The organism is Aeribacillus composti, from assembly GCF_031760945.1.
Taxonomy (GTDB): domain Bacteria; phylum Bacillota; class Bacilli; order Bacillales; family Aeribacillaceae; genus Aeribacillus; species Aeribacillus composti.
This window is the reverse complement of sequence record NZ_CP134501.1, coordinates 2,400,729-2,421,551: the sequence shown is the minus strand read 5'-3', so window position 1 is coordinate 2,421,551 and position 20,823 is coordinate 2,400,729. Positions and strand designations below refer to the sequence as shown.

Annotated in this window: 23 protein-coding genes; all 23 read left to right on the top strand. The window is 39.9% G+C overall.

What is annotated here, in order from left to right; genetic code table 11:
• The first annotated feature begins 84 nt into the window (after positions 1-84).
• The 23 genes from folE (at position 85) to RI196_RS11625 (ending at position 20,716) form a co-directional block, all read left to right on the top strand.
• Positions 85-651 carry a GTP cyclohydrolase I FolE gene (gene folE / locus RI196_RS11735; protein WP_066251953.1) on the top strand — a complete coding sequence of 189 codons (567 nt, stop codon included), beginning with the start codon at positions 85-87 and terminating at the stop codon, positions 649-651.
• Positions 652-668: 17 nt separating this feature from the next.
• Positions 669-896, top strand: coding sequence for a trp RNA-binding attenuation protein MtrB (mtrB, locus tag RI196_RS11730; protein ID WP_063388589.1), 228 nt, complete (start codon positions 669-671; stop codon positions 894-896).
• Positions 897-1,009: 113 nt separating this feature from the next.
• On the top strand, positions 1,010-1,786 hold the full coding sequence (locus tag RI196_RS11725; protein ID WP_158640198.1) for a heptaprenyl diphosphate synthase component 1: 777 nt from the start codon (positions 1,010-1,012) through the stop codon (positions 1,784-1,786).
• A gap of 3 nt (positions 1,787-1,789) precedes the next feature.
• Positions 1,790-2,515, top strand: coding sequence for a demethylmenaquinone methyltransferase (locus RI196_RS11720; protein WP_063388587.1), 726 nt, complete (start codon positions 1,790-1,792; stop codon positions 2,513-2,515).
• Positions 2,516-3,478, top strand: coding sequence for a heptaprenyl diphosphate synthase component II (hepT, locus tag RI196_RS11715; protein WP_311066277.1), 963 nt, complete (start codon positions 2,516-2,518; stop codon positions 3,476-3,478).
• A gap of 84 nt (positions 3,479-3,562) precedes the next feature.
• Complete coding sequence (ndk, locus tag RI196_RS11710) at positions 3,563-4,009, top strand: nucleoside-diphosphate kinase (RefSeq protein WP_063388585.1); 447 nt, start codon at positions 3,563-3,565, stop codon at positions 4,007-4,009.
• Between the two features lie 68 nt (positions 4,010-4,077).
• Entirely contained in the window at positions 4,078-4,854 is a 777-nt protein-coding gene (locus RI196_RS11705) for a CheR family methyltransferase (RefSeq protein WP_311066276.1), read from the top strand.
• A gap of 105 nt (positions 4,855-4,959) precedes the next feature.
• A complete protein-coding gene (gene aroC / locus RI196_RS11700) occupies positions 4,960-6,132 on the top strand; it encodes a chorismate synthase (protein ID WP_311066275.1) in 1,173 nt (390 codons plus the stop codon).
• Positions 6,132-7,226: a 3-dehydroquinate synthase gene (gene aroB, locus RI196_RS11695; protein ID WP_311066274.1), complete on the top strand. Its 1,095-nt coding sequence runs from the start codon at positions 6,132-6,134 to the stop codon at positions 7,224-7,226. The genes aroC and aroB overlap by 1 nt, the downstream gene beginning before the upstream one ends.
• Positions 7,223-7,588, top strand: coding sequence for a chorismate mutase (gene aroH, locus RI196_RS11690; protein ID WP_311067356.1), 366 nt, complete (start codon positions 7,223-7,225; stop codon positions 7,586-7,588). The genes aroB and aroH overlap by 4 nt, the downstream gene beginning before the upstream one ends.
• Before the next feature lie 237 nt (positions 7,589-7,825).
• Positions 7,826-9,340, top strand: coding sequence for an anthranilate synthase component I (gene trpE / locus RI196_RS11685; RefSeq protein ID WP_311066273.1), 1,515 nt, complete (start codon positions 7,826-7,828; stop codon positions 9,338-9,340).
• Positions 9,337-10,353 carry an anthranilate phosphoribosyltransferase gene (gene trpD / locus RI196_RS11680; protein ID WP_144598138.1) on the top strand — a complete coding sequence of 339 codons (1,017 nt, stop codon included), beginning with the start codon at positions 9,337-9,339 and terminating at the stop codon, positions 10,351-10,353. The genes trpE and trpD overlap by 4 nt, the downstream gene beginning before the upstream one ends.
• Positions 10,346-11,113, top strand: a complete 768-nt coding sequence (gene trpC / locus RI196_RS11675; protein ID WP_144598139.1) for an indole-3-glycerol phosphate synthase TrpC — start codon at positions 10,346-10,348, stop codon at positions 11,111-11,113. Before trpD ends, trpC begins: the two co-directional genes overlap by 8 nt.
• Positions 11,110-11,748 carry a phosphoribosylanthranilate isomerase gene (locus tag RI196_RS11670; RefSeq protein WP_066251930.1) on the top strand — a complete coding sequence of 213 codons (639 nt, stop codon included), beginning with the start codon at positions 11,110-11,112 and terminating at the stop codon, positions 11,746-11,748. The genes trpC and RI196_RS11670 overlap by 4 nt, the downstream gene beginning before the upstream one ends.
• Entirely contained in the window at positions 11,745-12,944 is a 1,200-nt protein-coding gene (gene trpB / locus RI196_RS11665; RefSeq protein ID WP_133309193.1) for a tryptophan synthase subunit beta, read from the top strand. The genes RI196_RS11670 and trpB overlap by 4 nt, the downstream gene beginning before the upstream one ends.
• Positions 12,934-13,728 carry a tryptophan synthase subunit alpha gene (gene trpA, locus RI196_RS11660; RefSeq protein WP_375338753.1) on the top strand — a complete coding sequence of 265 codons (795 nt, stop codon included), beginning with the start codon at positions 12,934-12,936 and terminating at the stop codon, positions 13,726-13,728. Before trpB ends, trpA begins: the two co-directional genes overlap by 11 nt.
• Before the next feature lie 21 nt (positions 13,729-13,749).
• Complete coding sequence (hisC, locus tag RI196_RS11655; RefSeq protein WP_066251925.1) at positions 13,750-14,832, top strand: histidinol-phosphate transaminase; 1,083 nt, start codon at positions 13,750-13,752, stop codon at positions 14,830-14,832.
• Positions 14,833-14,887: 55 nt separating this feature from the next.
• A complete protein-coding gene (locus RI196_RS11650) occupies positions 14,888-15,988 on the top strand; it encodes a prephenate dehydrogenase (RefSeq protein WP_311066272.1) in 1,101 nt (366 codons plus the stop codon).
• A 16-nt stretch (positions 15,989-16,004) separates the two neighbouring features.
• Positions 16,005-17,300, top strand: coding sequence for a 3-phosphoshikimate 1-carboxyvinyltransferase (gene aroA / locus RI196_RS11645; RefSeq protein WP_311066271.1), 1,296 nt, complete (start codon positions 16,005-16,007; stop codon positions 17,298-17,300).
• 75 nt (positions 17,301-17,375) lie between these two features.
• A complete protein-coding gene (locus RI196_RS11640) occupies positions 17,376-18,287 on the top strand; it encodes a hypothetical protein (protein WP_311066270.1) in 912 nt (303 codons plus the stop codon).
• A gap of 21 nt (positions 18,288-18,308) precedes the next feature.
• Positions 18,309-19,574 carry a tetratricopeptide repeat protein gene (locus RI196_RS11635; protein WP_311066269.1) on the top strand — a complete coding sequence of 422 codons (1,266 nt, stop codon included), beginning with the start codon at positions 18,309-18,311 and terminating at the stop codon, positions 19,572-19,574.
• 72 nt (positions 19,575-19,646) lie between these two features.
• The gene (locus tag RI196_RS11630) at positions 19,647-20,189 is read left to right on the top strand and encodes a ReoY family proteolytic degradation factor (protein WP_066251907.1); all 543 of its coding nucleotides are present in this window, start codon (positions 19,647-19,649) and stop codon (positions 20,187-20,189) included.
• Positions 20,190-20,272: 83 nt separating this feature from the next.
• On the top strand, positions 20,273-20,716 hold the full coding sequence (locus RI196_RS11625) for a YpiF family protein (RefSeq protein ID WP_066251905.1): 444 nt from the start codon (positions 20,273-20,275) through the stop codon (positions 20,714-20,716).
• Positions 20,717-20,823 lie beyond the last annotated feature (107 nt).

Genomic DNA, 20,823 nt, shown 5'->3' with positions numbered 1-20,823 from the left:
GCGGGAAAGGAAGCTTCATTTTGCTTTTTTTTCATTAATTGTGCTAGAATCGGTATGAATGAATGACAATAGGAGGAGCCGAGTATGCCAAAAATTAATAAAGAGCAAATAGAACAGGCAGTACGTTTAATTATAGAAGCTATAGGGGAGGATCCTAATAGGGAAGGATTGGCTGATACACCTAAGCGGGTTGCCAATATGTATGAGGAAATTTTTTCAGGTATAAATCAGGATCCTAAAGAATATTTTCAAACCGTATTTGAAGAGGATCATGAAGAGCTTGTTTTAGTAAAGGATATTCAATTTTTTTCAATGTGCGAACACCATCTAGTTCCTTTTTTCGGTAAAGTACATATTGCATACATACCAAAAGGCGGCAAAGTGACTGGACTAAGCAAACTAGCCCGCGCTGTTGAAGCGGTTGTAAAAAAACCACAGCTGCAAGAACGGATTACATCAACGATTGCCGACAGCATAGTCGAATCATTGGATCCTCACGGTGTGATGGTTGTTGTTGAAGCGGAGCATATGTGCATGACAATGCGCGGAGTGAAAAAGCCTGGATCAATCACTGTAACGTCAGCAGTCAGAGGATGTTTTTTGAATGATGCTGCGGCAAGAAGCGAAGTGCTGTCATTAATAAAAAAATAAACGGTAGGTGTTGATAGATGAATCCGAATCAAAATGATTATGTGGTTATTAAAGCAATTGAAGATGGCGTCAATGTGATTGGTTTGACAAGAGGTTCCGATACTAGGTTCCACCATTCCGAAAAGCTTGATAAAGGAGAAGTAATGATTGCTCAATTTACGGAACACACTTCTGCCATTAAAATTCGCGGCAAGGCGCTTATTCAAACAAGCTATGGAGAGATTGAGAGCGGCGAGAGAAAATAAGCAGGATTTCTGCTTTTACTTTTTCGACAAAGCCTAATGAAAAAATGTGGTTATGATATAATAAAATTTGTAAATGTTAGTATAGAGATATATGGGGGACAAGGGTGATAATGATGGAAATCTATCAAAAGCTGGAGCAAATAAAACGTTCGCTAGACCAATATTTTTCACATCCTGTGCTTAAACAATATATTCAAAAGCCTGTAATTGATGAAGACAAGCTGCTATTGTTTTACGCGCTTTTTGAAGAAGCGGAAATAGCAGATGAAAAGAAGGAAAAATATGTTGTGACCGCCATGCTTGTTCAATCAGCCCTTGATACCCATGATTTAGTAACGACAACGGAATGTGAAAATAAGAAGCTTTTTGTTGAAAGACAATTAAATGTCATTGCAGGTGATTATTTCAGCGGACTATATTATTTTATTCTTTCTGAAATTCAAGACTTGAAAATGGTTCGTGCGCTTGCAACCGCGATTAAAGAAATTAATGAGCATAAAATTCGTCTTTACGACCGAAGCTGCCAGTCGATTGAAGCAATAGTCGAAAGCATCGTCATTGTGGAAACCGCGTTATTTCAACGGATCGGAGAGCATTTTCAAATTGAGACGTGGCCGGAAATTTCCAAAACATATTTAACATATAAACGTTTATGTGAAGAAAAACATAAATACGATAAAAATAGCCAGTCCGTTTTAACACAATTTCAAAAGAAATCTAAAAGCCCGATTGATTTAGTTGGAACTTTCATAGAATGCTGCAATCATTATTTCTGGGAAATTAATAAACTGTTGGAAAAAAGTCTGAAATATTCGCCTGCCGTAAAACAATTTATTATGAACCGAATTCATGTATTACGGTTTTCGCATATGATAGTGGAGGAAGGTTAAAAAATGCAGCAATCGAAAGAAGAACGTGTGCACCGCGTATTTGAAAAAATTTATAAAAATTATGACCGGATGAATTCTGTGATCAGCTTTAATCGTCATATTGCATGGCGAAAAGAAACGATGCGGAGAATGAATGTGAAAAAAGGTTCCTACGCACTCGATGTTTGCTGCGGAACGGGGGACTGGACGCTTGCGCTCGGGGAAGCAGTCGGGCAAAACGGAAAGGTCATAGGACTTGATTTTAGCCAAAATATGTTAAGCATCGGTGAGGAAAAGGCAAAGGAAAGACAATTTTCCAATATTTCATTTATTCACGGCAATGCGATGGATTTGCCGTTTCCTGAAAACGAGTTTGATTATGTGACCATCGGGTTTGGCCTCAGAAATGTTCCTGATTATATGCAGGTTCTATCGGAAATGTACCGCGTATTGAAACCCGGAGGAATGGTAGTTTGTTTGGAGACATCACAGCCGACCTTGATTGGCTTCAAACAGCTTTACTATTTTTATTTTCGCTTTATCATGCCTTTATTCGGCAAGATATTTGCTAAAAGCTATGAAGAATATTCTTGGCTGCAGGAGTCCGCGCGTCAATTTCCTGGCATGAAAGAGCTGAAAAAAATGTTCGAGCAAACTGGTTTTATAAATGTAGAAGTGAAGCCATTTACAGGCGGTGTTGCAGCAATGCACTTAGGTTATAAACCGAAATTGGAAACAAAGGTGAAATAAATGAAGTTAAAATCATTCTATTCCTTTTTAACAAAAGACCTTGAAGTGATTGAAAATGAATTGCTGTCTTCCGTACAAACAAAAGATCCGTTAATACGTGAAGCCGGGATTCATCTTCTTCAAGCAGGGGGAAAACGGATTCGCCCTGTTTTTGTATTGTTGTCAGGAATGTTCGGAGATTATAACATTGACCGTATGAAACCGGTTGCCGTCGCTTTAGAGCTGATTCACAGCGCCTCATTGGTACACGATGACGTCATCGACAATGCTGAGCTGCGAAGAGGAAAACCAACAGTTAATGCAAAATGGGACAATCGCATTGCCATGTATGTTGGAGATTACTTATTCGCACGGGCTCTTGAAATCATAACAGAGCTGGACGAGCCGCTTATTCACCGAGTTCTTTCGAAAGCTCTTGTTGAACTCTGTTTAGGAGAAATCGAACAAATCAACGATAAATACAATTTTGATCAGTCTTATCGGACGTATGTCAAACGAATTAAAAGAAAAACAGCTTTATTAATTGCTGTCAGCTGCCAATTGGGCGCTCTTGCCTCCGGCGCTCCAGAATCCGTTTGTAAAAAGCTTTATTTGTACGGTTATTATGTTGGAATTTCGTATCAAATTATTGACGATCTTTTAGATTTTATCTCTACGGAAGAAGAGCTTGGAAAACCAGTTGGGAGCGATTTACTTCAAGGAAACATTACCCTTCCTGTTTTGTTTGCCATGCAAAATGAGGAATTAAGAAAAAAAATTGTCAAAATCAATAATCAAACAACTGCTGAAGAAATCAAACCGATTATTTATGAAATTAAAAAATCAAGAGCAATCGAACAGTCGATGAATATTAGTGACCGCTATTTGCAGAAGAGCTTTCATCAATTGGAAGGCCTCAAGCACGGGAAAGCGCGAACTTCGCTATACAATATTGCCAAATATATTGGAAAAAGGAAATTTTAGTTTGCGTAACCGCTTTAATAATGATACTATTTTCTTGTGGATTTTGTACTTATACATAATGAAATTTTCGAGGTGGATGTGTTGATGGAAAAGACGTTTTTAATGGTAAAGCCTGATGGTGTACAACGACAGCTAATTGGACAAATCGTTTCAAGATTTGAGCAAAAAGGGCTGAAGCTTATCGGTGCAAAATTAATGAAAATCTCTGAAGAATTGGCCCAGCAGCATTATGGAGAACATAAAGAAAAGCCTTTTTTCAATGAGCTCGTTCAATTCATCACATCAGGACCGGTTTTTGCAATGGTTTGGGAAGGCGAAAATGCAATCGAAATTGCCCGTCAAATGATGGGAAAAACCAATCCAAAGGATGCCCTTTCTGGAACAATTCGCGGCGATTTTGGTTTAACAGTAGGGAAGAATGTAATTCACGGTTCAGATTCACCTGAAAGCGCTGAGCGGGAAATTCAATTGTTTTTTAAAGCTGAAGAGCTTGTAGAATATGACCGTGAAATTGATGCATGGATCTATTAACATCTGACCCTAATCAAACAATGGTTTGATTAGGGTTTTCTACATTACATTCGGGGGAAGATCGGAAAGTGACAGATAAGGACTATGTTGCATTTATCGAAAAGATAAAAAGAAAAAGCGGGATTGACCTGTCGTTATATAAAGAGACTCAAATGAAAAGAAGATTAAAATCATTGTATGAAAAAAAAGGATTTCAATCCTTTCAAGAGTTTTTTTTAGCTATGGAAAAGGACAAATGTTTATACAATCTGTTTTTAGATCGAATGACGATTAATGTTTCTGAATTTTTTCGCAACTATCAGCGCTGGAACATCCTTGAAAAAAAATTGCTTCCGCGTTTGCTGAATGGTAAAAAACATATAAAAGTTTGGAGCGCTGCGTGCTCAACGGGAGAAGAACCTTACACAATTGCGATGATTTTAGCACAGAATTCGCTATTGGAAGCCTCATATATTTTAGCAACAGATATAGATGAACAAGCGATTAAAACAGCACAAATTGGAATTTATCCGGAAAGAGCGCTAAAAGAAGTACCTCTTGAATATAAAACTAATTATTTTCAGCAAGAAGGCTCTTTCTATCATGTAAAAGAAGACATTAAACGCTCGGTTACTTTTCGAAAACATAATTTGCTGTCAGATCGTTTTGAAACAGATTTTGATTTGATCGTATGCCGAAACGTCCTCATTTATTTTACTGAGTCTGCGAAAAAAGAACTTTATGAAAAATTCAGCAAGTCGCTTAGACGAAACGGGATTTTATTTGTTGGCAGCACAGAGCAAATTTTCACTCCGGAAAAATATGGATTAAAAACGATCGAAACGTTTTTTTATACACGATTGTAGCAATAGCAAAGATCTTTCTATTCAAACAAAAAATCTTATGGTATAGTTACGTAAAAGCATAAAAGCATAAAAGCGTTAAAGTGTTATGGGAAGGAGTTTGCTAGTATGAGATATTTGACAGCAGGGGAATCTCACGGCCCGCAATTAACGACGATTATAGAAGGAGTTCCGGCAGGGCTTCCTCTAACGAAAGAAGACATCAATATTGAGCTTGCAAGAAGACAGAAAGGCTATGGCCGCGGTCGAAGAATGCAAATCGAAAAAGACCAGGTGCAAATTCTAGGCGGAGTGCGCCATGGCGAAACGCTAGGATCACCAATAGCGCTAGTTGTAGAAAATAAAGACTTTGCCCATTGGACGAAAATTATGGGGGCAGAGCCGATTTCCGAATCGGAGAAAGCGGAAATGAAACGAAAAATTACGAGACCTCGCCCAGGCCATGCCGACTTAGTCGGGGCGATCAAATACGGACATCGTGATATGCGCAACGTGCTTGAACGCTCTTCTGCCCGGGAAACAACTGTCAGGGTGGCAGCAGGAGCTGTTGCGAAGAAAATTTTGTCTGAACTCGGCATTCAAGTGGCAGGACATGTCATTGAAATTGGCGGTGTCCGTGCGCAAAAATTGGACTATTCGACGCTTGCTGAGTTGAAGGAAAAGACAGAGAACTCACTTGTGCGTTGTTTAGATGAAAATGCGGCTCAGCAAATGATGAAGGCGATCGACGAAGCAAAAGAAAAGGGTGATTCCATCGGCGGCATTGTTGAGGTGATTGTTGAAGGAATGCCGCCTGGTGTCGGCAGCTATGTTCATTGGGACAAAAAGCTGGATGCCAAAATAGCGCAAGCGATCGTAAGCATCAACGCGTTTAAAGGGGTTGAATTCGGCTTGGGATTTGAAGCGGGACGGAGTTTTGGCAGCGAAGTTCATGATGAAATCCTTTGGAGCGAAGAGAAAGGATACTATCGCAAAACAAACAATCTGGGAGGCTTTGAGGGCGGCATGACGACCGGCATGCCCATCGTCGTCAGAGGAGTCATGAAGCCAATTCCAACACTGTACAAACCTTTGCAAAGCGTTGACATTGATACGAAAGAGCCTTTTTTGGCGAGCATTGAACGATCGGACAGCTGCGCAGTCCCGGCTGCAAGTGTTGTGGCGGAGGCAGTTGTTGCATGGGAAGTAGCCAAAGCGATCGTTGAACAGTTTGGTCTTGATCGCATTGACCTTATTCGTGAAAATATCGAACGTATGAAACAATATGCGAGGGAATTTTAATGGAACAGATGATGATTCAAACGAAAAGTCGCCCGTATCCAGTTTTTTTAGGAGACGGAATTATCGATAATGTCGGAGAATGGCTTCTGTCTGTTTGCAATAATCCTTCGAAAATTTTGATCATTACTGATCAAACAATCAAGGATCTGTATGGCGGAAAATTAGAGTCGGTATTAAAAGCATTCGATTTGGACGTATTGACATGTGTTGTTCCGAGCGGCGAACAGTCTAAATCATTTGAAACGTACTATAAATGCTTGACCTTTGCTTTAGAAAACAATCTGGACAGAGAATCCGTGATCATTGCTTTTGGCGGCGGCGTAGTGGGTGATTTAGCTGGCTTTGTAGCTGCAACATTTATGAGAGGAATTCCGTTCATTCAAGTGCCGACGACCCTTTTGGCTCATGACAGTGCTGTCGGGGGAAAGGTGGCCATTAACCATCCGCTCGGAAAAAATATGATCGGGGCTTTTCATCAGCCTCATGCCATTATTTATGATACACAGTTTTTAAAAACACTGCCTCTTCTAGAAATCCGCTCAGGATTTGCGGAAGTGGTGAAGCACGGCTTCATCAATGATCGTTCATTTGTTGAAAATTTAATGAAAACGATCCATTCGTTGAATCATGTAACAAGCGAACAGCTGCAATGGTTTATACGAAAGGGAATTGAAGTGAAAGCAGAAATTGTCGCTGAAGATGAAAGAGAAACGGGAAAAAGGGCGTTTTTAAACTTCGGTCATACTCTCGGCCATGCGCTCGAAGCGGAGTTAGGTTACGGGAAGATTTCCCACGGAGATGCCGTTGCATGCGGCATGCTGTTTGCTCTATGGCTGAGTGAAAAGATATTCCGCAAAGATTTTCAATATAAATCGACCAAAAATTGGTTTAACGAAATCGGCTTTCCTGTCAAAATCGATGAAAATATTCAAACCGAATCGCTTCTCGAACGAATGAAAAAAGACAAAAAAACGGTACATAGCCAGATTCGTTTTGTGCTTCTCGAGGATATCGGCAATCCGGTACTTAAGACGTTTGACACGCATACATTATATTCATTTCTTAATGAGTGGAGAACGGAGGGATGCGTTTGATAAGAGGCGTTAGAGGGGCCATCACCGTTTCGGAAAATAATGAAGAACAGATTGTCGAAAGCACGGAGAGGCTCTTAAGGGAGATGATTCGATTAAACAACATTGACCCTGAACAAGTAGCTTCCGTGTTTATTTCGGCGACAAATGATTTAAATGCCTGCTTCCCTGCAAAAGCATTAAGAAATATTGAAGGCTGGAAATATGTTCCGGTAACATGCATGCAGGAAATAGCCGTTGAAGGCGCCCTTGAGAAATGCGTAAGGGTGATGATGCATATTAATACAGAAGCCGCCCAAAAAGATATTTGCCATGTTTATTTAGAGAAGGCAAAAATTTTACGACCGGATCTTGTTGACAAATAATGCTGTATCCGATAATATGGCGAATAAGAAAGTTTTTATATGACCTGAGATGAGCTGAGTTTAGTTAAGGGTAGTTGAGAATGAGTCGAGGAAGTAATAGATGAGTGGTTTAGGAAGATAGATGATCGACTGCCCAAAAACGTAATGTTTTTGGGCATTTTTATTATCAATTTCATCCCTCAAAAACGATCCTCTATGACTCATTCTCCAAAATACTTTGGAGGAGTGAGTACTTCAATGGCAACAACCTTTCAAGATTTTTTGCAGGATTGCCGCAAATATAAGACGGTTCCCATTATCGAGCAATATCATGTCGATATGCTGACACCTATCCAAATATTTCAAACGCTGCAAACCGATGCTTGTTATATTTTAGAAAGCAATGACAGCGAGTCGAACTGGTCCAACTACTCGTTTATCGGTCTTGAGCCGATGTATTTTATCAAGGAAGAAAATGGAACGTTCCAGCTGCAAAATCGAAAACAGATGGTCATGGACAAAGATGTTTCGTTATCAGCATTGTTTCATAGAATGACGGTAAGCTTCAATGTAAAAAAAGTGGCGATCGATGTGCCGTTTTCAGGCGGAGCTGTCGGAAAAATCGATTATGATGCGGTCAGCCTATTTGAAAAAATTCCAGCTCATCGTCATGCTGACAGAACCCATTCTGTATGTGAACTGGTCATTTGCCAAACGGTCATTGCATATAGCCACAAGGAAAAACTGCTGACATTTATTCATTATAGAGAGCTAGAAGGAAACGAAAGCGAGCAAGAGCTGAAGCAAATATTTGAGGCGGGAAAGGAACGCATTTTTCAATATCGCAATGAATTAAAAAACGTCAAGCCGGAAGGAAATATTTTCATCCCGTCAAACAAAGAACCGGTTTCTTTCGCCGGATTTGAATCGAATTATACAAAAGAACAATTTTTGGATCATGTAGAAAAAATGAAGGAATATATTCGTTCTGGCGATATATTTCAAGGAGTTCTTTCGCAGCGCTTTGAAAAACAAGTATCGGTAACCGGTCTGCAATTGTATCGAATTTTAAGAATTATCAATCCTTCCCCTTATTTATTTTATATAAAACTGTCAAACCAAGAGCTTATCGGCAGTTCACCGGAAAGATTGATTCATGTTCGCGACGATTATGTTGAAATTCATCCTATTGCCGGCACGAGAAAGCGGGGCAAAACAAAGGAAGAAGATAGAAAACTCGTTCGTCAATTGCTGCAGGATGAAAAAGAACTAGCGGAGCATTATATGCTTGTTGATTTAGCAAGAAATGATATCGGCCGAGTTGCTGAATACGGGACGGTCAAAACACCTGTACTTCTGGATGCAGCTTATTTTTCACATGTTATCCATCTCATTTCAAAAGTGAGAGGAAAATTGAGAAAAAGCATTCATCCGATTGATGCATTAATTTCGGCTTTTCCAGCCGGAACCGTTTCAGGAGCCCCAAAAATACGCGCGATGGAAATTATTCATGAGCTGGAGCCGACTGCCAGGGGGAGCTATGCGGGGACTGTTGCATACATCAGCTTCGATGGAAGCATTGATTCATGCATCACAATTCGGACGATCACGCTGAGCAATCAGAAGGCATATGTCCAGGCGGGGGCTGGGATCGTTGCCGATTCTGTTCCTTTAAAAGAATGGGAAGAAACAAGAAACAAAGCGAGTGCGCTCATTCAAACGATCGAATTAGCAGAACAATTGTTTTTAGAAAAAGGGAGGAAGAGGGCATGAAGCATATATTGGAGAAGTGCATTAATGGTGAGACTCTTTCAGCATCTGAAGCAGAAGATATTATGAAAAAAATCATGGAAGGAAAGGTTCCGGACAGTCAAATTGCCAGTCTCATCACTATTTTACGATTTCGCGGCGAAACGGTCGAAGAGATGACGGGATTTGTGAAAGCGATGAAGGAAAATATGACTCAGCTTGAAGGATTTGAAAATGCAGTTGATACTTGCGGAACGGGCGGAGATGGAGCATCAACATTTAACATTTCAACCGCATCTGCCATTGTTGCTTCATCGTTGGGAGTGAAAGTCGCAAAACACGGAAACCGCGCTGTTTCTTCAAGAAGCGGCAGCGCTGATGTGCTCGAATGTTTAAACATCCCAATCCAAACAACGCCTGAAGAAGCTAGAAGAAGCCTGGAAGAAACGAATATGAGCTTCTTGTTTGCTCCTCTCTATCATTCATCGATGAAGCATGTTGCCAAAGCAAGAAAAGAAGTGGGATTCCGAACGATTTTTAATTTGCTCGGGCCGCTGGCTAATCCGGCCAATACAAAACGACAAGTGCTTGGCGTTTCATCATTGGAGCATGCGGAGAAAATGGCTGAAACATTAAAACATTTCCGTTCAGAGCATGTGCTGTTAGTATCAGGAAGGGACGGATTGGATGAAATTTCGATCAGTGATGAAACGGATGTCGTAGAACTAAAAGATGGGAACATAACAAAATATACGATTTCTCCGGAACAATTTGGAATGAATCGAGGGAAGCTTGAAGAAATACAAGTCTCAGATGCGAAAGAAAGTGCTAAAATGATAGAGGAAGTACTGAAAAATAAAGGAAATGAAAGCGTGAAGAACATTGTAGCATTAAATTCGGCTGCAGCTCTTTACGTAGCAGGAAAAGCAAAAAACATTTCTGATGGGGTACAGATGGCTTTAACAGCCATAAAAGACGGGACCGCCTATCAGCAATTGAGGAGATTGGCCATCCGAAAGGAAGAGAGCTATGCTTGATACGATCATAAGAGTTAAAGAACAAGAAGTGAAAGAACTTGATTTGACGCAATTAGACAAAAAAGCATTCGAAAAAAGATCATTTTTCGATGCTCTTCAAAACCCGAACCGTTTTCTTGGGCTCATTGCGGAAGTGAAGAAGGCATCGCCGTCCAAAGGTGTCATTCGTGAAGATTTCGATCCTGTCGATATTGCAAAAAAATATGAGAGAGGGAAGGCAGACTGCTTATCTGTTTTAACCGATCAAAAGTTTTTTCAAGGGTCAACCGCATTTTTGTCTGAAATTAAAGAAAAGGTGAAACTTCCTGTTTTGCGCAAAGATTTTATTATCGATAAAAAGCAAGTGTATGAATCGAAATGGATCGGAGCGGATGCCATTTTGTTAATCGGGGAGGCTCTTCCGCCAAAAAAATTAAAGGAGCTTTGGGATGAAGCGGTCAGCTTAGAGCTGGATGTGCTGGTGGAGGTCCATTCTGTCGAGACTCTTGAAAGAATACTAGATATATTTGTACCGAATATACTGGGGGTGAACAACAGGGATTTAACAACCTTTCATACGGATATTCATCATCTGGAAACGATTCAAAAATATGTGCCGAAAGATATTTTATTGATCAGTGAAAGCGGCATAAGCACGATGGCAGATTTGCAAACGGTGTATGAATATGGAGCAAAAGGCGTGCTTGTCGGGGAGTCGCTCATGCGGAAAAAAGATCCGGAACAAGGAATTTATGAGCTGTTTAAGGAGAGTGTAAAGTGAGACTCGTCAAAATTTGCGGCAACCGCACATTTGAAGATACAGCTGTTTCCATCAATCAAGGAGCCGATTATATCGGCTTTATCTTTTCCTCTGAAAGCAGGCGACAGGTGAAGGCAAATGATGTCGGCAGGTGGATGGAAGCTTTTCCAAAAGAAATGCGTCCAAAACTAGTAGGCGTATTTGTTCATCCGACGATTCAATTTTTAGAGGATGTGCTAGCAGCGGTCGAATTAGACTGCATACAGCTGCATGGCGATGAAGATGAAGAATTTGTAAAACAGGTAAAGGAAAAGTTCGGTCTTTCTGTTTGGAAAGCTCTCCCTCATCATGAACATGTGATAGAGGAAATGGAAAAATTTTCGCGTTGGGTGGATGGATATGTGATTGACAGCCGTGTGAAAGGAATGTGGGGCGGAACAGGCGTTGCTTTTGACTGGTCAAATGTGTCCGATTATACAATATGGGCGAAAAATCACCGGAAGCTTTGTTTTATTGCGGGCGGCATTACACCTGAAAACATAACAGAGCTGCTTGAAAAAGGCGCTGAAAACATTGATGTTGCAAGCGGTGTTGAAACAAATGAAAAAAAAGATGTCGAAAAAATAGCAAAATTAATAGAGAAGGTGAAAGGCTGATGAAATATCCTGATGAATATGGCAGGTTTGGAGAATTTGGAGGAAAATATGTACCAGAAACGTTAATGAAGCCGTTGTATGAATTAGAAGAAGCATTAAAGGATGCATTAAGTGATTCTTCTTTTCAACAGCAATATCATCAAATGCTGCAAAAATATTCCGGCAGACCGACCGCTTTAACATTTGCAGACCAATTAACAAAACATGTCGGGGGAGCAAACATTTTTTTAAAACGGGAGGATCTCAACCATACTGGTGCCCATAAGATCAATAATGCCATTGGTCAAGCGCTTCTTTCGAAAAGAATGGGAAAAAAGAAGCTTATTGCTGAAACAGGTGCCGGACAGCACGGTGTAGCATCAGCAACTGTCGCTGCGAAATTTGGCATGGACTGCAAAGTATTTATGGGAGAAGAAGACATCGATAGACAGCGCCTCAACGTTTTTCGGATGCAACTGCTAGGTGCTGAAGTAGTGCCTGTTACAAGCGGAAATAAAACATTAAAAGACGCTGTGAATGAGGCGATCCGATATTGGGTTCAGCATTGTGAAGACCATTTTTATTTAATGGGCTCAGCTGTCGGTCCGCATCCATATCCGATGATGGTAAGAGAATTCCAGCGGATCATTGGAGATGAAGCGAAAGAGCAGTTTTTCAACGAGTTTGGCAAGCTGCCGGATGTTGTCATAGCTTGTGTGGGCGGAGGAAGCAATGCGATCGGGATGTTTACACCGTTTTTAGAAGAAGATGTAAAGCTTATTGGAGTGGAAGCAGGAGGAAAAGGAGTGGAAACGGGTGAACATGCGGCAACAATTACCAAGGGGACGAAAGGCGTTATTCACGGTTCGATGACGTACTTATTGCAAAATCAATACGGTGAAATTATTGAGCCTTATTCGATTTCTGCCGGCCTCGATTATCCGGGTGTCGGTCCGGAGCATGCTTATTTAGCAAAAATAGGGCGTGTCGTTTATGAATCTGTTACAGATGAAGAGGCGATTCTAGCACTCGAAACATTGGCGAAAACAGAAGGAATATTAGCCGCAATTGAATCTGCTCATGCCGTTGCAAAAGGAATTGAAATAGCAAAAACTTTATCAAATGAACAGTCAATTTTAATTTGTTTGTCCGGACGGGGCGATAAAGATGTTCACACTTTGATGAAAACGAAAGGGGGAGTTGAAAATGGTTTCTAACAAAAGCATGTTTCAACAGTTTGACAAGCTTTTTATTCCTTTTATTACAGCTGGAGATCCGAATGAAGAGTTGACCATTGATCTCGCCCTTACTTTAGAAAAATGCGGGGCGTCAGCCATTGAGCTTGGCGTTCCCTATTCGGACCCGCTTGCTGACGGCCCCGTTATTCAACAGGCATCCATCCGGGCAAGAAGAAATGGAATGAATATTGAAAAGGCGATGGAATTAGCATATAAAATGAAAGAAAGAGGTTTAAAAATTCCGATCATTCTCTTTACTTATTTCAATCCTGTGCTACAATTAGGAGAAAAATACTTTTTTACTTTAATGGAGAAAAATCGATTAGAAGGACTTCTCATTCCTGATCTCCCGTTCGAAGAAAGCGGATGGATGCGAAAAAAATGTGACGAGCATGGGATTTATTTTATCTCTATGGTTGCTCCCACTTCCTACAATCGAATAAAAAAAATTGCTGAGAACGCCGCAGGATTTTTATATTGTGTTTCATCTCTCGGGGTGACGGGTGAGCGCCAATCATTTGATGAGCGCGTTTCTGATTTTATCTCTCATGTAAAGAAGTATGCGGAAGTTCCGGTGGCTGTCGGGTTCGGCATTTCGTCGAATGAGCATGTAAAAAAATTTTTCAAAATAAGTGACGGCGTCGTTGTGGGCAGTGCGATTGTTAAACAAATTGAAAAGCTTATTCCGCTTCTCACAAATGCGAATACAAAACAGAGCGGGTTACAGGAATTTGAAAGGTTTATTAACGGTTTGCTCCATTAGGGGATGAAAGAGGTGTTAAGGTTGGAGGTAAAAGAACAGTTAAAGTCGCTGAAACCATACGAACCTGGAAAACCAATTGAACAAGTAAAAGAACAGTTTGGTCTAACAAAGGTGATCAAGCTTGCATCAAACGAAAACCCGTACGGTTGTTCTGATAAAGTGAAACAAGCGATACAAGAAGAGCTTGAATCTCTTGCGATCTATCCTGACGGCTATAGTGCAGAGCTGCGAAAACAGGTGGCAAAGCATGTAGGCGTAAAAGAAAATCAGCTCATTTTCGGAAACGGATCAGATAATATTATACAAATTCTGTCACGTTCACTTTTGAGCGAAGGCTTCAATACCGTAATGGCGTCACCGTCATTTTCCCAATACCGGCATAATGCGGTGATCGAAAATGCCGAAATTCGCGAAATTGAACTTGTAGATGGGCGGCACAATTTGGATAAAATGGCAGACTCTATTGATTCCAAAACAAAAATTGTATGGTTATGCAATCCGAATAACCCTACAGGAGTTTACATAAGTGAAGAAGAGCTTATTAATTTTTTAAACAAAGTGCCGAAGGATGTCCTTGTCGTATCTGATGAAGCGTATTACGAATATGTGACGGCGGAAGATTATCCGAATTCAGTCGCCTTATTGGATCAATTTCCAAATCTATTAATTTTACGGACGTTCTCAAAAGCATACGGTCTAGCTGCACTCCGAGTAGGATATGGAATTGGAAATGAAGAACTCATCCGCTTAATTGAGCCGGCAAGGGAACCTTTTAATACAAATCGTCTTGGACAAAAGGCTGCTATTGCAGCGCTAAACGATCAAACTTTTATCGAAACCTGCAAAAAATTGAACCGGGAAGGGCTCAAACAATACTATGATTTTTGTGAACAATTTGGTCTTGAGTACTTCCCTTCGCAAACGAACTTTATTTTAATAGATTTTCAAAGGGATGCGGATGAGCTTTTTCAACAGCTGCTTGAAAAAGGATTCATCGTCCGGTCAGGAAAAGCTCTCGGATTTCCGACATCGCTGAGAATTACTGTCGGAACAGAAGAGGAAAATGAAGCACTGATTCAAACTTTAAAGGAACTACTTTCCTAAAAGAGGTGAACGCTCACCTCTTTTTTTACCAAAAAGCAGAAACAGGTGGTTTTTTGTGGAAAAAGTTTTTATCATTGGTCTTGGCTTAATCGGTGGATCGATTTCACGTGCAATTAAGAAAGAACACCCATCGGTTCAATTGGTCGGATATGATATAAAAAATGATCAAGTGCAAATGGCAAAAAAATTGGGAATCATTGATCAATCAGCAGAATCTATTAAGGAAGGCGCTGAATCAGCGGACGTTATTATTATTTCAACTCCCGTTGAACAAACATTGAACGTTTTAACGTTTTTGGGAGAGCTAAGCTTGAAAGAAGGAGTCATTATCACTGATGTCGGCAGCACAAAGAAAAAAATTGTCGATCATGCGAGCTTTTCTTTACCGAAAACAGTAACATTTATTGGCGGTCACCCAATGGCGGGCTCACATAAATCAGGCGTTGCGGCAGCGAAAACTCATTTATTTGAAAATGCGTTTTATATTTTAACGCCTGGCAGCAACGAACGTCCGGAAAAAATAGAACAATTAAAAAAGCTTTTAAAGGGAACAAAAGCGCAATTTATTGTCATGACACCTGAAGAACATGATTCCATTACCGGGGTCATTAGCCATTTTCCGCATTTAATCGCGGCAAGCCTCGTCCATCAGGCAGAAAAGAAAGAAGAAATGTTTCCAATTATTAAGCGGCTTGCGGCCGGAGGATTTCGCGACATTACCCGAATTGCGTCAAGCAACCCGGTTATGTGGCGCGATATTATTGTTCACAACCATGATGTATTAATCAAGTTATTTGATGAATGGATTCAAGAAATGAAGCAAATTAAACAATTCATTGAGAAGCTCGATAAAGAACAGCTTTATACATATTTTGAAAAAGCGAAGACATATCGAGACGGATTGCCTGAAAGGGAAAAAGGAGCCATTCCGTCCTTTTATGACCTTTATGTCGATGTTCCGGATTATCCGGGGGTTATTTCTGAAATTACCGGTTATTTAGCAAAAGAGGAAATTAGCATAACAAATATTCGAATTTTAGAAACGCGTGAAGAAATTTTTGGTGTTTTGCGCATCAGCTTTCAGTCGGATGAAGACCGGATGAAGGCGAAACAATGCATTGATCGCTACACGAATTATGAAACATATATACTGTAGTTGGGGTGATACAGATATGAATCAAGGGCTTGTCTTGACAAAAAAACATTCGCTGAACGGAACTATTGAAGTTCCCGGCGATAAATCGATCTCCCATAGGGCGGTTATGTTTGGGGCAATTGCGGAAGGAAAAACAACTATTCAAAACTTTTTAACTGGAGAGGATTGCTTAAGCACCATTTCATGCTTCAAAGAGATGGGGGTGTCGATCAAACAGGAAGGAACGAATGTAACAATTGAAGGGAAAGGATTTTCCGGACTGAAAGAACCTGTCAACATTTTAAATGTTGGGAACTCAGGCACCACGACAAGATTAATACTGGGCATTTTAGCGGGACGTCCTTTTCATGCATGCATTATTGGTGATGAGTCAATTGCGAAAAGACCGATGGATCGTGTAACAGCTCCTTTAAGACAAATGGGAGCTCATATTGATGGACGGAATAACGGATCTTTTACCCCGCTGTCTTTGCGCGGCGGGAATTTAAAGAGCATTTATTACAAATCCCCAGTAGCGAGTGCTCAAGTGAAGTCATCGATTTTGCTTGCAGGTCTTCAAGCAGATGGAACCACAACAGTTGAGGAGCCGTATCAATCAAGAGATCATACGGAACGTCTTTTGTCAGCCTTTGGCGTCCATGTGGAAAAACAAAATTTGACCGTTTCGGTAGAGGGAGGACAAACATTAAAAGGCGCCAATATTTATGTGCCTGGTGACATTTCTTCCGCTGCTTTTTTCCTTGTTGCGGGAGCCATTGTTCCGGACAGTTCAATCAAGCTGAAAAATGTCGGCATTAACCCAACAAGAACAGGGATTTTAGATGTTTTAGAAAATATGGGTGCAGAGATCGAGATTATACCTACATTAGATTCTGCCGAACCGATGGCTGATATATCGATCAGGACATCTGAGTTAAAAGGAACCGAAATTTCAGGAGAGCTGATTCCAAGACTGATTGATGAAATTCCGATCATTGCCCTTCTTGCGACACAGGCTGAAGGAACGACAGTTATTAAAGACGCCGAAGAATTAAAGGTAAAAGAAACAAATAGAATTGATACAGTTGTCGGCGAGCTGAAAAAGCTTGGCGCGGATATTGAAGCTACAAACGATGGAATGATCATTCGCGGAAAAACAAAGCTGAAAGGAGGAACGAATGTTTCCAGCCATGGAGATCACCGCATCGGCATGATGCTCGCGATTGCCAGCACTATTTGTGAAGAACCTGTGGAATTAATGCAGCACGAGGCAGTCAGTGTATCCTATCCTGCTTTTTTTGACCATTTGAATTTGCTTTCCAAAACCATCTGAGTTTGTCAGATGGTTTTTGTCATATTTTTATCAACCTTTTCATAGCTTGTCTAAAAAAGCTATTGAGGTGGGAAAATGGCATATATTATTGATCAAATTCGTTTAATGGAAGACAATCAAATTGTGACGCGCTCAATACTCGTTGACGGAAATGAGTTTCGTTTTAAAGAAAAGCAATTAGATCAGTTTCGATTTATGAAAATGGATGGATCGCCCTATTTCATGACACCGGGCTTTGTCATGCTTGACCAAAACATTCAACATTTAGACCAAAGCCATTCATTCAAATTATATGTGAAGAATTTGATCCAAAAAGGCTGCACCTTTTTAATTGCTGCTGTTGATTTGCCGTTTGAAAGACAATGGGATGAAAAGAAAAAACATATTCGCAAAGTGATGATGAATTCGCCGATCGATTATGCGATCGCTGCAAAACTCCCAATCGACCGGCTGACTCCTTCAATCATCAGAATGCTAAAAAGAGAAAAAATTACTGTGATTATCGTGGAAATTAAACAGATTGCTGAGCTTGATGATGTTCCATGGGAATGGATTCGTGAGACTTTATTTCCAAAGCAAACTCCAATTTTTCCCCATTTTTCTTCAGAAGATCAATCCATCTTCCATCAGTTGAAAAGCAAATGGCGGCAAATTGTAAAAAAATATAAATTGCCATCATTGGAAGAATGTCCTGAAAACGGTGTCCCACTTACGAAAGAAGCATTAATGAAAATCGGTCTTTATCCGATTCGCGGCGAAATTTTAAGCGGAAGCAATGTTGATTATAATTTATTTCGGATGATCGATTTAGTTGAAGAAAATAATTATCTAGATTATTATAATCATAACCCAGAAGTGATCGTTCACAACGGAAGCGTTTTGAAAGCAGGAGAACAAATATTTTATAAACCAGGGTTCGGAAAAGAAGTGCAGCTGAATGCACCAGGACGCTTCAATATGTATTCGCAGCCAATAAACAAGTACTGAATTTAGAAGGGGAGTTTTAGGTTGAATAAAAAAATGAGCGAAGCCGTTCAATTAGTTGAAAGCGGCCAAGTGGAAAAAGGATTGAAAAAACTTTCATCCATTGAAAAAGAGTTAAATGATGAAGAAAAGTTTGAGCTTGCGGAAAAATATTTTCAATGGGGCAGGACAGATGAAGCGTTAAAAATAGCTGAGGAGCTGTCGCAGCTATACCCTGATGAATCTGCTATCACTCTTTTTTTGGCGGAAATATACATTGAGCTTGACGATGAAGAAAAAGCGATTGATCTGCTGAATGAAATTGATCAAGAAGATGAATCATATCCGCAAGCCCTTCTTCTTATGGCTGATTTGTATCAATTGCAAGGCTTATATGAAGTCAGCGAACAAAAGCTGAAGGAAGCAAAGAGAAGGTTGCCTGAAGAGAAAGTAATTGATTTCGCATTAGCCGAGCATTATTTTCATCTCGGAAAATATCGTCAAGCAATCGACTTTTATAGAGTAGTCCTAGAGGAATTTGAAAATATAATGAATGTAAATATTCATAAACGAATAGGCGAGTCTTTATCTGCTTGCGGTGAATTTGAAGAAGCCCTTGCTTATTTTGAGAAAGCGGTGGAAGAAGAGGATTTGGACACATATTTCGCTTATGGGATGACAGCTTTAAATGCAGGCCAGACAAAAACAGCAATTGCACAATTTGAACGAATAAAGGAATTGGACACTACCTACCACTCACTATATTTATATTTGGCCAAAAGCTATGAACAGGAAGGGATGGTGGAAAAAAGTTTTCAAATTGTTCAAGAAGGTTTACAGGAGGATCCATTTAATAAAGAGCTTTATTTATTCGGCGGAAAAATTGCCTTAAAGCTTAAAGATGTAGACAATGCAGTAAAATTGTTAAAAAAAGCGCTGGAGCTGGATCCGGGTTATATAGAAGCAATTATAACACTTTCAGGAGTGTTGTTAAACCAAGGCAAATATATGGAAACGATTGAGATGTTGACGGAAATCGTGGAAAAACATGAAGAATATGATCCTCATTTTGACTTCAATTTAGCGATCGCTTATCATCGCACCGAACAGTACGAAAAGGCATTAAAGCATTATGAAAATGCATATAATAATTTTAAAACAGACCCGGAATTTTTGGAGAATTACGCTTATTTTCTGCTTGAAGAAGGGGAGCGGGCAAAGGCTAGGAAGCTTTTTGAAAAAGCGCTGGAGCTTGATCCAGGCAACATTGAATATGAAAATATGCTGCTCGAATTGGAGGACAATTTTTAGGCGGAATTGGAAGGAATTCAACGCAACTATGTTGAATTTTTGAATTAGATGGAAAGCAGAGGAGGGTTAAAGATGAAAGCCCCTGTTTCTGTTAACGAGAAGAAAGAATTTATTCGCTGGTTTTTAAATCATTATCAGTTGAAAAGACGGGAATGCGTATGGATATTAAATTATTTAATGAGCCATGATTCATTAATGGAAAACGTCCACTTTGTAGAGCATGCCAAATTTTGTCCGAGGGGAATGGTCATGTCCACCCACTGTGTGGATGATGTTCCGTTTAGATTTTATAAAGAAAATGTGATGACAACAGATGCAGAAAAGTCTTTTCACGATATTCGCTTGAATAAAGATGAAGACTTGTATATCCAGTTAAACTTTCGCGCTCAATACCGTTCCCCGGAATATGCTGCCGTTTTAGTTGAAAATCCATATTTGCCTAAAGATATGCAAAGAAATGAGAAAGACCGGCTGCTTGCGGAAAAAATTTTGGAGGAGTCAATTAAAAAATTTCAAAAAGAAAAACTCCTCCGCTTAATTGATGAAGCGTTGGATGCTCACGATGAAGAGGCGTTTCGAAAGCTTGTAAAACAATTGAACAATTTAGGATGTTAGGCAATGTGTACAGCATTGCTTTTTTATTTTGCTTATCAGTTTTATAATGAGTAAGGAAAAATAAAAAATAGGGGCTGAAATCAGTGAAATGGCAAATGGTTGATATCGATTCTTTTCTTCAATCAAGGGAGTACGTTGATACTGCAGTTGTTCCTCTCCTATCGGTATCTTTTGATGAGGAACTGAAAAGAAGTGCGTCAAAAGCAGATTTTATTACGATTGTTTCACAAGAGCTTGAACGGCAGTTAAAGGGGCGGATCATGCTGTTGCCTCCGTTTGTTTCTTTAAAAAATGACGACATTGATTTGGATAAACTGTTAAAAAAGTGGAAAGATACGATTAAACAGCATTTTCAGCATGTCATTTTTTTAACATGTGAAGAAAGATGGCGCAAAGAAGGTGATGAATTTATATGGATTCCGTCAATCCCAATAGAACATATGGATCAGGATGTAAAGCGAAAGGTTGTTCAGGACCAAATCGAACAAATTATGAACATTTTATTACAATATTGGAATCGAACCTAAAAACCCTTTCAATCCCTTGTTTCTAACGATATGATTATATTGACCTTCTACAAAGATTGATATATCATGAGTATGTCCTAGTTTTATATGTTTCTGTATATGTCCAT

Excerpts from the sequence above, each read along its gene's own strand:
- folE (WP_066251953.1), top strand. The coding sequence starts at position 85 with ATGCCAAAAATTAATAAAGAGCAAATAGAACAGGCAGTACGTTTAATT.
- mtrB (WP_063388589.1), top strand. The coding sequence starts at position 669 with ATGAATCCGAATCAAAATGATTATGTGGTTATTAAAGCAATTGAAGAT.
- RI196_RS11725 (WP_158640198.1), top strand. The coding sequence starts at position 1,010 with ATGGAAATCTATCAAAAGCTGGAGCAAATAAAACGTTCGCTAGACCAA.
- RI196_RS11720 (WP_063388587.1), top strand. The coding sequence starts at position 1,790 with ATGCAGCAATCGAAAGAAGAACGTGTGCACCGCGTATTTGAAAAAATT.
- hepT (WP_311066277.1), top strand. The coding sequence starts at position 2,516 with ATGAAGTTAAAATCATTCTATTCCTTTTTAACAAAAGACCTTGAAGTG.
- ndk (WP_063388585.1), top strand. The coding sequence starts at position 3,563 with ATGGAAAAGACGTTTTTAATGGTAAAGCCTGATGGTGTACAACGACAG.
- aroC (WP_311066275.1), top strand. The coding sequence starts at position 4,960 with ATGAGATATTTGACAGCAGGGGAATCTCACGGCCCGCAATTAACGACG.
- aroB (WP_311066274.1), top strand. The coding sequence starts at position 6,132 with ATGGAACAGATGATGATTCAAACGAAAAGTCGCCCGTATCCAGTTTTT.
- trpE (WP_311066273.1), top strand. The coding sequence starts at position 7,826 with ATGGCAACAACCTTTCAAGATTTTTTGCAGGATTGCCGCAAATATAAG.
- trpD (WP_144598138.1), top strand. The coding sequence starts at position 9,337 with ATGAAGCATATATTGGAGAAGTGCATTAATGGTGAGACTCTTTCAGCA.
- trpC (WP_144598139.1), top strand. The coding sequence starts at position 10,346 with ATGCTTGATACGATCATAAGAGTTAAAGAACAAGAAGTGAAAGAACTT.
- trpA (WP_375338753.1), top strand. The coding sequence starts at position 12,934 with ATGGTTTCTAACAAAAGCATGTTTCAACAGTTTGACAAGCTTTTTATT.
- aroA (WP_311066271.1), top strand. The coding sequence starts at position 16,005 with ATGAATCAAGGGCTTGTCTTGACAAAAAAACATTCGCTGAACGGAACT.
- RI196_RS11640 (WP_311066270.1), top strand. The coding sequence starts at position 17,376 with ATGGCATATATTATTGATCAAATTCGTTTAATGGAAGACAATCAAATT.
- RI196_RS11630 (WP_066251907.1), top strand. The coding sequence starts at position 19,647 with ATGAAAGCCCCTGTTTCTGTTAACGAGAAGAAAGAATTTATTCGCTGG.